General features: G+C 40.1%; 15 protein-coding genes and 3 tRNA genes. 10 read left to right on the forward strand and 8 right to left on the reverse strand.

Annotated features, from left to right (window positions below):
- Positions 1-189: 189 nt before the first annotated feature.
- The 3 genes from H5117_RS19735 to H5117_RS19745 all read right to left on the reverse strand — a co-directional run bounded on the left by H5117_RS19735 (position 190) and on the right by H5117_RS19745 (position 1,576).
- On the reverse strand, positions 190-963 hold the full coding sequence (locus tag H5117_RS19735) for a Zn-ribbon-containing protein (RefSeq protein WP_182738967.1): 774 nt from the start codon (positions 961-963) through the stop codon (positions 190-192).
- 13 nt (positions 964-976) lie between these two features.
- The gene (locus tag H5117_RS19740) at positions 977-1,243 is read right to left on the reverse strand and encodes a hypothetical protein (protein WP_007378199.1); all 267 of its coding nucleotides are present in this window, start codon (positions 1,241-1,243) and stop codon (positions 977-979) included.
- Between the two features lie 96 nt (positions 1,244-1,339).
- Positions 1,340-1,576 carry a DUF2789 domain-containing protein gene (locus tag H5117_RS19745; protein ID WP_002958240.1) on the reverse strand — a complete coding sequence of 79 codons (237 nt, stop codon included), beginning with the start codon at positions 1,574-1,576 and terminating at the stop codon, positions 1,340-1,342.
- A 153-nt stretch (positions 1,577-1,729) separates the two neighbouring features.
- Between H5117_RS19745 and H5117_RS19750 the strand changes: the two genes are divergently transcribed.
- On the forward strand, positions 1,730-2,383 hold the full coding sequence (locus tag H5117_RS19750; RefSeq protein ID WP_024597670.1) for a GNAT family N-acetyltransferase: 654 nt from the start codon (positions 1,730-1,732) through the stop codon (positions 2,381-2,383).
- 850 nt (positions 2,384-3,233) lie between these two features.
- Here the strand turns inward: H5117_RS19750 and H5117_RS19755 are convergent.
- Complete coding sequence (locus H5117_RS19755; RefSeq protein WP_002963032.1) at positions 3,234-3,533, reverse strand: DUF3301 domain-containing protein; 300 nt, start codon at positions 3,531-3,533, stop codon at positions 3,234-3,236.
- The gene (locus H5117_RS19760) at positions 3,534-4,562 is read right to left on the reverse strand and encodes a DUF3549 family protein (RefSeq protein WP_182712740.1); all 1,029 of its coding nucleotides are present in this window, start codon (positions 4,560-4,562) and stop codon (positions 3,534-3,536) included.
- Positions 4,563-4,666: 104 nt separating this feature from the next.
- On the opposite strand from H5117_RS19760, the gene H5117_RS19765 reads away from it, so the two are divergent.
- From H5117_RS19765 to H5117_RS19775, 3 genes are read left to right on the forward strand one after another with little or no spacing between them, the layout of a single operon-like run.
- Complete coding sequence (locus H5117_RS19765; RefSeq protein ID WP_002963030.1) at positions 4,667-4,987, forward strand: YqcC family protein; 321 nt, start codon at positions 4,667-4,669, stop codon at positions 4,985-4,987.
- Positions 4,980-5,744: a tRNA pseudouridine(65) synthase TruC gene (gene truC, locus H5117_RS19770; RefSeq protein WP_024597672.1), complete on the forward strand. Its 765-nt coding sequence runs from the start codon at positions 4,980-4,982 to the stop codon at positions 5,742-5,744. The genes H5117_RS19765 and truC overlap by 8 nt, the downstream gene beginning before the upstream one ends.
- Positions 5,744-6,193, forward strand: coding sequence for a flavodoxin (locus tag H5117_RS19775; RefSeq protein ID WP_010553680.1), 450 nt, complete (start codon positions 5,744-5,746; stop codon positions 6,191-6,193). The genes truC and H5117_RS19775 overlap by 1 nt, the downstream gene beginning before the upstream one ends.
- A gap of 69 nt (positions 6,194-6,262) precedes the next feature.
- On the opposite strand, the gene H5117_RS19780 is transcribed toward H5117_RS19775, so the two are convergent.
- Positions 6,263-7,843 carry a LysM peptidoglycan-binding domain-containing protein gene (locus H5117_RS19780; protein WP_149602939.1) on the reverse strand — a complete coding sequence of 527 codons (1,581 nt, stop codon included), beginning with the start codon at positions 7,841-7,843 and terminating at the stop codon, positions 6,263-6,265.
- A gap of 155 nt (positions 7,844-7,998) precedes the next feature.
- Positions 7,999-8,772 (reverse strand): hydroxyacylglutathione hydrolase, encoded by a 774-nt coding sequence (gene gloB, locus H5117_RS19785; protein ID WP_182738968.1) that lies wholly within the window; start codon positions 8,770-8,772, stop codon positions 7,999-8,001.
- A 53-nt stretch (positions 8,773-8,825) separates the two neighbouring features.
- On the opposite strand from gloB, the gene H5117_RS19790 reads away from it, so the two are divergent.
- Positions 8,826-9,611 (forward strand): class I SAM-dependent methyltransferase, encoded by a 786-nt coding sequence (locus H5117_RS19790; RefSeq protein WP_182738969.1) that lies wholly within the window; start codon positions 8,826-8,828, stop codon positions 9,609-9,611.
- Between the two features lie 163 nt (positions 9,612-9,774).
- On the opposite strand, the gene rnhA is transcribed toward H5117_RS19790, so the two are convergent.
- A complete protein-coding gene (gene rnhA, locus H5117_RS19795) occupies positions 9,775-10,239 on the reverse strand; it encodes a ribonuclease HI (RefSeq protein ID WP_002963021.1) in 465 nt (154 codons plus the stop codon).
- 68 nt (positions 10,240-10,307) lie between these two features.
- Between rnhA and dnaQ the strand changes: the two genes are divergently transcribed.
- The 5 genes from dnaQ to H5117_RS19820 all read left to right on the forward strand — a co-directional run bounded on the left by dnaQ (position 10,308) and on the right by H5117_RS19820 (position 12,797).
- A complete protein-coding gene (gene dnaQ, locus H5117_RS19800; protein WP_024606537.1) occupies positions 10,308-11,021 on the forward strand; it encodes a DNA polymerase III subunit epsilon in 714 nt (237 codons plus the stop codon).
- A 9-nt stretch (positions 11,022-11,030) separates the two neighbouring features.
- Entirely contained in the window at positions 11,031-12,401 is a 1,371-nt protein-coding gene (locus tag H5117_RS19805) for a TIGR03503 family protein (RefSeq protein ID WP_182738970.1), read from the forward strand.
- A gap of 97 nt (positions 12,402-12,498) precedes the next feature.
- A tRNA-Asp gene (locus tag H5117_RS19810) sits at positions 12,499-12,575 on the forward strand.
- A 27-nt stretch (positions 12,576-12,602) separates the two neighbouring features.
- Positions 12,603-12,679: transfer RNA gene (locus tag H5117_RS19815), tRNA-Asp, on the forward strand.
- Positions 12,680-12,720: 41 nt separating this feature from the next.
- Positions 12,721-12,797, forward strand: a tRNA-Asp gene (locus H5117_RS19820).
- Positions 12,798-12,851: the final 54 nt, after the last annotated feature.

Here is a 12,851-nt window from a genome sequence, read left to right on the forward strand (position 1 = left end):
ATGTAGGTAAGGGGCGTGAGCAGGACGCGGAAGCTTTGCTCGGTTTTTACTTATTCTTACATGGATGTAAGCCAGTAGGGTAACGCAGGAGCAGTTACCGAGCCCACTAGGTTACAAACCTCGCGCCGCGATTAAATCGTCCCTAGATTGAGCAAATTTCAATCCACAAAGGTCAACACGCCCTAATGGTTACTGAAAATCCCACGATATATTAGACACTAAGCCACATGGCTCACACCTAAAATCGAATAACCCAAACCACGGCTCAGGTAATTTCCAATTGCCGTTACAGCTAGGGCATTTTCGCTCAAGCTCAGACGCTTTATCTACACCACCCACGCGGTATAAATAATAATAGGTCGGTTTTTTAGTTAAAAAGCTAATGCGTTTTGTTATGTCTTTTCCGCGTCTAAATAAGTCGCTTTTAATACTCGATATTTCTTCAAGTGCGGGGAATTCACAACGGGTTGCGCCATTAATCTGAATTTGATCGCAGGCTTGCCAATCTTCTTGCCATTTTATGAGTGTTTTGTAATCACCATTAGCAATTGCCGGAATACGAAATAGCGGCACGGGCAAAAAGTCGTCACCACAATAAAGCGGGCTACACGTATGCACATAGGTTGTATATAAAATATAACTTGATGGTTCTTTACAGCAATCAGCGCCGTTGGAATGAATATCTTGTCCAATCACTTTCACTTTTGGCGCAAGTAGCCCTGCACTATGTAACTTTTCGATACTGTGCTTAACAAACGGGCTGTTATTTAGCGGGTGCATTGCATCTTCAGTAGGGCACATAACGCGGGTAATAAAAAATCCATCTTTTAAAACGGTTGGAAATTCTTCCCCCATTATTTGACCATTAAAACGCAGTGCATTTACTAAGCGATTTATTGCTTGTTCGGCTTGTTCTAGGGTGGTGTCTTGGTAGCAATCAAAAGTTAAATCAACAACGAACATTTATAGTCTCAAATTATTTTTGTTCTAGCAGCGCAAGAAGTTTATCGAGTTTTTGCTCAATTCTATCTAATTGACTTGTTTTAAGCTCAGTATTATCTGACTGCTGTGGGTTTCTCATGAAGTTATTAATTGAATCAGGATTGTTTTTATATTGGCTTACTGCTGCAATAATCATCGGCATTGGAACCGGTTGCGCCAAACGGCTTTTAGTTAGTGCTACAGTAGGGGTTTTGCCTTCATCGAGAAGGGCTTTGATTGCATCAAATACAACTGAATTCATTAGATATATAACTCTTTAATAAAATAAATACGCAGCATATAAATGCTGCGCAGATGCTATGTTAGCAATAAATAAGGGAGGGTACATTAAATAAAATTACTTACTTTGACGAATGCGTACATCTAACTCGTCAATTACTTCACTCCAATCTCCGTCTTGTGCAAGGGATTCAGCTAAAAAGTGCTGTTGTGCCTCATCCCAAAAAGAAGCTTCTTGGAGTAATGTTGTGTCTTCTAATTCATGTGAGGCAATAAATGCATCTATTTGCTCATCACTATTTGGTAATCCAAGCTGTGCAAAAAGTGTGTTAATGTCGTGTTTTGTCGTATCCATGATATTGCTCCTTTAAATGAATGAAAATTCATACTAGTACCTAACTGTACCTCCTGCTAGTTAAACTCTCGCTGAATTTACGGTTAATAATTTTAGGTATATAGTTAGGTTTAAAGTTAAACAGCCTATAGCTAAAATAATAAAGGAAATACAATGAGTGTAACCACACCAGCTGATACGTTCAGCGTACAGTATTTAGCTGCAGAAGATATTAGTACTGCAGCGAGCCTAATTTATCAGGCTTATCATGACGATCCTGTATTACTAAACATGCTTAGCTACAATGACGAAAATAAATCAGTTTACGAAAAAAAATTACGATCATTAATTCGCGAAGAACTCAGTAGTTTTTGGCAAGAAAAACAGCCATTAATTGGTTTATACCGCAATGATAAATTAAAAGCAGTAGCGTGTGTATTTGAATCTAATAGCCAATTACAAGCGCAGCGTTATTGGCACTGGCGTTTAAAATTAATGCTGAGTGCGGGCTACTTGCAAACAAATCAATTAATAGATAAAGAACAAACAATTAGAGACGCCCTTAAGCAAAAAGGCAATTACTATTTTTTAGCTTTTATTGCCGTAGATCCGCATTTTCATGGACAAGGCTTTGGTCGTTACTTACTACGTGGGCTTGACGACTTAGTTAAATGTAACGCTGAGTCTACAGGGATGGCTGTATTTGTAACACGTAAGGAGCACATTGAATTTTTTAAAACTGAAAAGTTTGAAGCATTTAAACACCTTACTTTTAACCAAGTAGAGGGCGAGTTACTGTTTAAATCAATAATTGAGCCAACTATTTAAAATTATAATGTAAGCCAATGCGCCCAAACGGACATAAGACCGTGAGATATATCTTACATTGTCGTGAGCATTCTCAGTTAAAGGCTATTAATAAGTAGCCTTTTTTCATTCAAGCTATTGTTATTTAAAGTCTATTTTTATTTTTCATTTTTGTGACGTTTATTTATTTAATGTTAAGTCCTATTTCTCCCCCCTGATTGCTTTAAACTTCTCTTTGTCAAGACGACATAGCTCAATGATTGAGTTACTGCCAAGGATACGGAATAGGCAACATAGCAGACGCTAGCAGGAAGTATAAAGGACAAGCTAAAACGGATACAAGGAAGAATAAGGAAGTGCATGAAGCACTTAGTAGCTAGGAGTTACTTTAGGATAATCACGGATGACGCTACAGGAAGTAGCAGGAGCGTTAGTTTACGCAGGACTGCCAAGATGGCAAGTGGACATTGCAGGATGCAAAAAGTGGCAGGAGCTACTTTAAAGGATTACCAGGGATGATGCTACTGGACGTAGCCAAACGATAGATTTCGTGGGTTTGCCAAGATGGCTATGGATATTGCAGGATGCAAAAGTGGCAGGAGCTACTTTAAAGGATTACCAGGGATGATGCTACGGATGTAGCCAAACGATAGATTTCGTGGGTTTGCCAAGGTGGCCATGGATATTGCAGGATGCAATGTGAGGGTAAACAAGGTTGTTTACTCGTTCAGGGGATGATAATACGGATTTAAGATAATGGATATCTAGCAGGATGCAGTCCAATTGGGGCGTAACTTTAGTTACGCCTTAGTTTTTTGTGTTGAATTAAATTTATTAATTTAAGACATATACTCCTAAAGTATATTAAGTTTTATATTTTATGGGGTGGAACAACCACACTTTTCAAAAACTCATTTTCCATAATTAACACACCTTGATAAGCATTTTCACCGTCGCTTGAAAACTCAAATATAAATTCACTTTTAATGCCTGGCTTGCCGTTCTTTAAAAAACCAAAGCGGCGTTTTGTGCATGCAACACTCATTAACTGCACCTGCAGTTGCTCACTTTGACGTTTAGCATGAACGTTCGCCGCTTCAGCAACCTTTCGGTTAAGCCAAAATAAGTAAATTACACTACCAATAAGTATGAACGTCCATAAACTTGCCATTTAAGAGAATAACCTTCCAATTGCACGCGCGAGGGTTTCGCTACGATTTTCTTTACGTAATAAGCCTAATAAATGCGGGCGAATAGTTGGTATTGCAACTAAGTCAGCAAAAATACTTGGAAACAATTCTTCAATTTTTTGATGATGCGCGCAATTATCCATAAATACATGTAAGCGTTCAGGGTTTTCTAATTGTTTAAAACACCGCCCAGCTATTGTTAGTAACACGTCAGAGTCGTGCTTCACTGGTGAGCTTAGTACAGTATCAACTAATTGAGCGCATAATCCTTGAGCTTGACCTTTTGAAGCTGATCTTAGTGCTGCGGTTATAGCTAATGTATCGTTATTACTAATTGCGGTCTGTGTGTAATCAACAAGTAACTCACTCATTGATGTTGGTATTTCAACGTGTTCAAGCATGGCACTGAGTGGTTGTAGTACTTCAATAGGTAAATGCGCCCATGCTTTTTGCAGATTACTTAAGTTTGTATCGCTGTCTAAGCGTAGTGCAAAATCGGCAATACCCTGTAGTGCAACACTTTGCCAATTATCAAAACCAATTTTACCGCTAAAGTACAATTGTGCATGCTCGTAATACTGCGATGCAGGCTGTTTTAATAGTACTTTTACTTGGGCGTTAAATGCCGCTAATTTATTTGCGTTTGGTGTAAAAACATAAGGGTTATTATCAAGCTTTCCATCGGCTTGCTCGCCTGTAATTTCAGTGCCTAGCGCTTGAATAACCATATCAGCAAAGTGATCGCGACTAGCACTTACCAGCATACTTTGCTCATCAAGTGAAAATTTTAAAAACCATACATACGGTTCTTTACTTGCTTTAGTATCCCAAAATTGAATAGCGAGCCATGCATGACCAGCAAGTGGATAAGGGTAAGGCACTTGAGCTTGTTCAATAGCTAAAAATTGTTTTTTATCAAGCTTAGTAATGTGCCTGCCAATATCAAAAGCACGCCACTGAGTACCCGCACCATCTAAAAGCTGACCTAATGTAGCTATTTGATCACTCATTGTTTTCTCAACTGTTTTTACTGCAAAATTACATTAATTATACGTCATAGCCGCTTGTGAGGGAACAGGGTATAATTGCATTACATATATAAAAGAGGGTGGTTATGTACCAGCAAACCCAAACTTATTTAGTGCAGCTAACGGCACTTTTACAAAAACACGCGCTTTGGCAAAGTGAGCCAATAGACGCTGAGGCACTGCTTTCAAATACTCCTTTTTGTCACGATACAATGGCATTTGAGCAGTGGTTACAATTTGTATTTATTGAAAAAATACAGCAATTAATAACACATAGGCAACCACTGCCGCGTAACTTTGCTATTGCCCCTATGGCGCAAATGACACTTGTGAATAAAGCCGGAAGCGATGAAATTATTGAATTACTAACAGCCCTTGATACCTTTTTAGGAGAACCAAATGAGTGAGCGTCCAGCGCCTATTGAATATGGCGAGCTGACTATTTTGTATCAAGATGAAAACTATGTGGCTATAAATAAGCCTTCAGGTTTATTAGTGCATCGCTCGTTTTTAGATAAACACGAAACCCAGTTTGCTATGCAAATGTTGCGCGACCAGCTAGGGCAACATGTATTTCCAGTACATAGGCTCGATAGACCTACGTCGGGCGTATTGCTGTTTGCATTGAACTCGGAAGCTGCTCGCGATATGAACCAGCTATTTATTGAAGGTACTATTGCTAAGCGCTATTTGGCCTTAGTGCGCGGCTTTGCGCCAGAGTCAGTATTTTTAGATAAACCGCTTAAAGAAGAACTTGATAAAATAGCCGATAAGTTTGCAGATCAAGATAAAGCACCGCAAGAAGCGCAAACCCAGTTTAATTGCTTGCACCAAGCTGCATTGCCTATTCCTATAGGTAAGTATCCAACAGTGCGTTACTCGTTAGTGGAGTGCTTTCCAAAAACGGGGCGCAAGCATCAAATTCGCAGACACTTAAAGCACTTATCACTGCCTATTATTGGTGATGTAAATCACGGTGATAATCAGCATAATCAATTTTTTAGGGAGCATTTTGAGCTAAGACGCCTAATGTTATTTGCAACAGAGCTTAGTTTTGTGCACCCTTATAGTAATGAATCAATAACAATTAAAGCGCCACTAGGTGAAGACATGCTTGAAATATGTAAGCAGCTAGGTTGGCCAGAGCAAGAAAAGGATTATTAATGGCACATATTAGTATTTTTGTAGGCAGCGTTAATGGCGGTGCAGAGCGTTTAAGCGATGAAGTTGCAGCCACAATAGAGCAAGCGGGTCATACTGCTACAGTAATTACAGAAGCATCGCTTGATGATATAAAAAATGCATCGCATATTTTAATTGTTACCTCCACAACAGGCCAAGGTGATGTACCGAGTAATTTGGCCGGATTGTACTTTGCAATGAATAGCACTTTCCCAATGCTTACCGATAAACCGTTTGGTGTAATTGCAATGGGTGACAGATGTTACGGCGATACATTTTGTGGCGCAGGGCGAAGCTTTGACGAGCTACTTCGTGATTTACAAGCAAAGCCTGTGGGCAACCGCCTAGAAATAGATGCATGTGAAGATTTTGAACCGTGGCCGGTAACCGAGCCTTGGTTAAAAGTATGGCTAGAAAAACTACCTGCTTAATCCTTTAATTTTAAAGTATTAAAAAAGGAGCGCATGCGCTCCTTTTTACTTTTAATATAGTTTTATAAATTAACTACTTCTGACATCTACTTTAAGTTTTAGCTTTTGGCCAGGTTGTAAGTATTTTTGACCGGCTAAATTATTCCACTTAATAATTTCGTTAACGCTTAGATTAAACTTAGACGCAATACGTGCAAGTGAGTCACCACGGCGTACTTTGTATGTAATAGTACGGTTGGTACTTGCCGTTGCTTGTGGTTTATTAGCTGACTTATACACAGTAAGTTTTTGATTTAGGCGCAGTACAGAGTTTTTCTTTAGCTTATTCCATTTAGCCAACTCATCCATAGTTACGTCATATTCGCGGCTAATGTCCCATAACGTGTCGCCACTTTTAACTGTGTGCGAAAGCTTTGTGCGAGTTGCTTTATTAGCAGCTAAGCGCATCTGCTTTGGTAAATGTTCGCTATTTATAGCGCCATCAGTAAGCGGGACTAATAATTCTTGGCCTACTTTAATCGTATTTGATTTGAGTTTATTAAGCGATCGGATTGCACTTGAGCTCGTTGTAAACTTTTTGGCAATTACTGATAAGCTGTCGCCTCGAGCCACAATATAACGTTGCCAGCGTAATCTGTTTTTAACATCAGTGTTTGCTAGTTTTTGGCTAAATTGCTCTGCTTTATCTACTGGCAGTAATAAAGAATGTGGGCCATTAGGATCAGTTGCCCAGCGGTTAAAACCAGGGTTTAATCTGTATAGCTCAGTAAGCGTCATATCGGCCATATCAGCAGCAAGTGCTAAATCTATTTGCGAGCCAACATCAACCACTTCAACCACTTGTGCATTAATTACTGGTTGCCATGTAACGTTAAAATCATCTGAGCGTTTTAATAAATCGGCAAGTGCTAATAACTTTGGTACGTAGGCTGTTGTTTCGCTAGGTAAATCAAGAGACCAAAAATCGGTAGGTAAATGCTTTTTACGATTCTTTTTAATCGCGCGCATCAAGCGCCCTTCACCCGAGTTGTAAGCAGCAATCGCATTTAGCCAATCGCCTTCAAGTGTTTTATGTAAATACGATAAGTAGTCAAGTGCTGCGCGAGTCGACTGCACTATGTCGCGACGACCGTCGTACCACCAGTTTTGTTTTAAATCGAATCGCTCACCGGTTGCAGGCATAAACTGCCAAATGCCCGATGCGCTGCGATTAGAATAACCAAACGGGTCAAATGCGCTTTCTACAATAGGCAGTAGTGCAATTTCGATTGGCATTTCGCGCTTTTCTACTTCTTCAACTATAAAGTGTAAGTAAGGTTCTGCACGTTTAGAAATACGATCTAAATAGGCTTGGTGGCGAGCGTAATAGTTACGTTCAGTAACAACAGGGCGGTTTTGCGGTATTTCGATAGAAAGTTGGTAGCGAATTCGCTCCCACACATCATCAAACACGGGCGCTTCTTGCTCATCAGAGTCAACTTGCTGATATTGTGCGTTTACCATCAATGCATTGTTAATGTCGTTAGGACTTGCGCCTTCGAGTTGTTGGTTTGCTTGCGTGGCAACTTGAGAGTCTGACTCTAATGTTGTCACAGTTTGACAACCACTTAGCGCTAACGCCAAGGCTACTAATAGGGGAGATTTATTCATAAATACCAATACATCGGGTAAAAAACTCGGCGAATACTACCTGTTATGAGTTAACATTGCCACTTAATGACTTTTTAAAACGCAGAAATAGAATCATCACTATATCTTAAGTTAATGATTCTAATGAAATAAATATTAAAGTATTAGTTTTTGCATTAAAAATTGTCTTTGAACTGTCTCAGACTCGCAAAGTTTCCCCAAGGTTCATTGTTTTTTGTAACCGAGATAAATTTCTCTGGCACTAACTCTATAATGGTTGGCAAATCGCTACGCATAAATGGATTTATTTTTAGCTCCTGTCCAATAGAGGTCGGTAGAGAAATTTGATTATTACTGCGTAATTCATCTACTTTTTTACTGTACTCAAGGAGTTCTGGATTGCGTGGTTCAACTGCTTTGGCAAAGGCAAGATTAGCTTGCGTGTATTCGTGCGTGCAATAAATAACACAGCTTGCAGGCAGCTCTCTTAGTTTATTAAAAGATTTCCACATTTGCTTTGGCGTGCCTTCAAATAAGCGCCCACATCCGCCGCTAAATAATGTATCGCCTGTAAAAGCAAGTTCATCATTTGTGTAACAAATATGATCAAGCGTGTGCCCAGGGGTTGCAAAAATAGTAAAGTTAATATTAAGCACACTGATGCTTTGTCCATCAGTGAGTGCGTGAGTGACGCCTTTAAATGGACTATTTGCAGGGCCATAAACCGATATATCTGGATAGGCGTCAACTAATTCAGCTACGCCATCAGTGTGGTCGTAGTGATGATGCGTAATTAAAATACCACCAAGCGTTAGTTTGTGCTCAGCTAAGTAGGTTAATACGGGATGTGCTTGACCTGGATCGACTACCCATGCTTGGTTACTGTTATCGGTAGTTAAACACCAAATGTAATTATCAGAAAAGGCTTTAATTGCTTTGACTTGCACCATGGTAAATTGCTCTATAAAGTGACACTTATCGCATAGTATAACGAGCTCAAAAAATGAAACCAGCCCTTAGTTTTCAAGAAGGACCCAAACCACTGTCGTGGCAGCAGTTTCCTCATGGGGATTATTTACGCACAGATATTGAACGTAAAATGAAGCAATGGCTTCCGCGTATGTTTGGCTATCATATGCTTAAGTTGGGTAATTTAAGTGGCGAATTAAACACAAGTATAAGTACGATTAAACACCAAGTGTGTGTTGCAGAGCCTGGGCCTTACACTGGGGTAGTTGCTGACATAGATGAATTGCCATTTTACGAGCACAGTATTGATGCTTGTATACTAAGCCACTGCTTAGAGTATCATTCAGACCCACATCACATTTTACGAGAAGCACATCGCACGCTTATTCCGGGCGGTTATATACTAGTGACTGGTTTTAATCCGTTTAGTTTGTGTGGGCTTGCACAAATGCTGCCTTTTAGTGGTCAGAAGTTACCATGGACGGGGCGCTTTTTTACCCCTGCGAGGGTTAAAGATTGGCTAAATTTATTGGGTTTTGAAATTGTAAGTGACGAACGTTTTATTTATTCATCACTGGCAAGAGGTAACAGGTTATCAAGATTTGAGTTTTGGCGGACTTTTGCAAAACAGTATTTAAAACCAATGGGCAGTGTTTATATGCTGGTGGCACGAAAGAGAGTTGCGCCACTTACGCCGATAAAACCTAAGTGGCATGCTAGGCCGCAGTTTGCACCAGTAAAAGGGGCAGGGCTTAGACAAACGTCAAAGCAACACTTTAAATCGTGCGAGCAAAAAAATAATACCAATTGCATTAAATAAGTGATCTATCATAGCGCTAAGAAAATAGCACATTAACAAGGCGAAAATTGTGACATATAGTTGTTCTATATGAATAATTTTTAACGCAGTTAGTGAGTTATTTAATGCGATAGAATGAACATGTTTTTAATAAAATTGATATAACAACTAGCTTAGAATAAATTTAAGGCTGGTAGCCTACATCTTCTAGTAAATCTTTACTGCCAGCGGCATCGCGCGCTAAATCGTCAACTATTTCGTTGTATTTATTGCCGCTATGCCCTTTAACCCACTTCCAAGTTACATTGTGCTCGCTACAGGCTTTATCTAAGCGTTTCCATAAATCGACGTTTTTAACCGGCTTTTTAGCTGATGTTAACCAGCCACGTTTTTTCCAGTTAGTGATCCACGATTCAATGCCTTGCTTAACATATTGGCTATCGGTTGTTAGGTTTACATCGCATTCTCGAGTGAGTGATTCTAGGGCAACAATAGCCGCGAGCATTTCCATTCGGTTATTTGTTGTGAGTTTATAACCTTGGCTCATTTCTTTTTCGTGGCCGTTATAAATCATAAAAATACCATAACCGCCGGGGCCTGGATTACCTAAACATGAGCCGTCGGTGTAAATCTCTACGGTTTTTTGCACTGTTTTACCTTGATCTTATGTACAATAAAGTGATTATAGAAAGATACCAGAATCAGGCTAAATTCGATATGGCACGTAGACAAATAGTTTTAGATACAGAAACCACCGGCATCGACCCTAAACAAGGGCACCGTATTATAGAAATTGGTTGTGTGGAGTTAGTAAATCGCCGTTTAACAGGCAATAACTTTCACGTTTATATAAACCCACAACGCCCAAGCGAAGAAGAAGCAATCGACGTTCACGGTATCACTAACGAATTTTTACGTGATAAACCGTTATTTCATCAAATTGCCCAAGAGTTTTTCGACTATATTGAAGGGGCAGAGTTAGTTATTCATAACGCACCGTTCGATGTTGGTCATATGGATAATGAATTTGCACTACTTAATCAGGGCTATCCTAAAACAGAGACTTTTTGTCAAGTTCTCGACACGCTTAAAATGGCGCGTGACTTGCATCCAGGTCAAAAGAACAATCTTGATGCATTATGTCGTCGTTACGATGTAGATAACGCAAAGCGAACACTTCACGGCGCGCTACTGGATTCTGAAATTTTAGCCGATGTTTACCTTGCCATGACGGGTGGTCAAACAAAGCTGAATTTGAATCAAAACAAAGATGACGGCAGCGAGCAACAGAAAGGCGGTATAAAGCGTTTAAATAGTGATAGAGCCCCATTAGTTGTATTGCGAGCAAGCGACGCTGAGCAAAGCGCACACGAAGCACGATTAGATCTTGTAAACAAAGAAGGCGGCCAATGTATATGGCGCGCAGAATAAGGCGATTTAATGAAGACGATGTATTTTGTAACAGCGTTATGTGCCGCTAGTTTATTTACTGGCAATGCATATGGCGTAAAACAAGTAGAAGTGCTCAAGCGCGATGGGCATCAAAATGAGATCCCTTTACTTGATAATCGTTTTCGCATAGATAGCAAAATAGATGAAATAACACTGCTGTTTTTTAGAAAATCAGGTGCACCTGCTGTTATTTTAGTGCGGCCCGATGGCAGTAAGTACTTTGCTACTGACTCAGTTAAAAACCCTAACTTAGATTGGTTTGACGAACTCAGCTACGATTTAGTTACCATAAAAAAACCTATGGCGGGTCCTTGGCAAGTAATAGGCAGTATTTTACCCGACAGCAGAATAGTTGTATTAGGCGAAATATCTCTTGAGGCAGAGCCTCTTCCTTCAATGTTGTTTAGGGGGGAGACAATAAAAATCACCGGGAAAATACTAAACGACGGTGAGCCAATTAACACAAACCTATTTAGGGATGTTGTGAGCCTTAATGTTGACTTTGTAAGTACCAACAATGAAAACTTTGCTAACTTTGGCGCAGGCATTCAAGAAGTAGCGGAATTTAAAGACGATGGACGTGGATTTGATGAGCGTCCTAAAGATGGTGTGTTTACCGGCGAGTTTACTTTAGATTTTCCTGCGGGTGAATGGACACCAGAGCTTTACGTGGCAACACCTCTGCTGCAGCGTCGCATTGTGCAAAATACAATAGAAGTGCACGAGCCACCTTTTGTAACCGAAGCCGCGTTAGCAGAGCAAGACACAGACGAGCATCTGTTAACTATAAATATAGACCCAAGTATTGTTAAGCCAGAGACAGTCATCATCCAGGGAAAAATCTACTATCCCAATAACGAAGAGCAAATGTTTACCATAGATGCTGCAGCTAAAGACTCACGTCAGCTTAGTGTTAAAAATTATGATTGGGGTAGATATAGTGTTGAACTGTCTGTTTTTGGCACTAATATTAATGGCCGTGAATTTACGGCAACGCTACCAACGTATAAATTTGAGATAGAACGACCCATAGAAGCGGTGCCCGAAATTGATTCGGCAACAATTATTACGCCAGATAAAATGATTGAGAGTGAGCCTGTTGAAGAAAAAATGGCCACATCGGCAATTATTAGTTTAATTGTAGGCTGCAATACGCTCATTTTATTACTCGGTTGGTTGTTAATTCGTATATTTGTTCAGAAAAAACCGATTAAATTTAAAGTGAAGCTGCCTTTTTTAAAGAAAAAGAAAACAAGTGAAGGTGGTGTTGCCGACACAGGAAAAAATCAAGTCGGTAAAAATGGCTCAAAAAATGACAGATCAGGTGAAATTTTAAACCTTTCGATGACAGATGACTAAAAAACCTATAAAAAAACAAAAAAGCCCTTGACGAAATAGGGGTTGGTTCGTATTATTCACGCCGCTGTCAGGGAGACCTAAACAGCAACGAAAATATGGAGTGGTAGTTCAGTTGGTTAGAATACCGGCCTGTCACGCCGGGGGTCGCGGGTTCGAGTCCCGTCCACTCCGCCATTTTCGTAAAACTTGTAAGTAAAAGCTGGAGTGGTAGTTCAGTTGGTTAGAATACCGGCCTGTCACGCCGGGGGTCGCGGGTTCGAGTCCCGTCCACTCCGCCAACACTTACACAACGTATGGTTGTAAAACATATTCTTATTATGGAGTGGTAGTTCAGTTGGTTAGAATACCGGCCTGTCACGCCGGGGGTCGCGGGTTCGAGTCCCGTCCACTCCGCCAATAAGAAAAAATAACAGTTTAAATATGCGCTGGAGTGGTAGTTCAGTTGGTTAG

Source organism: Pseudoalteromonas sp. SG45-1, from assembly GCF_014164135.1.
In the GTDB taxonomy this organism is placed as follows: Bacteria; Pseudomonadota; Gammaproteobacteria; order Enterobacterales; family Alteromonadaceae; genus Pseudoalteromonas; species Pseudoalteromonas distincta.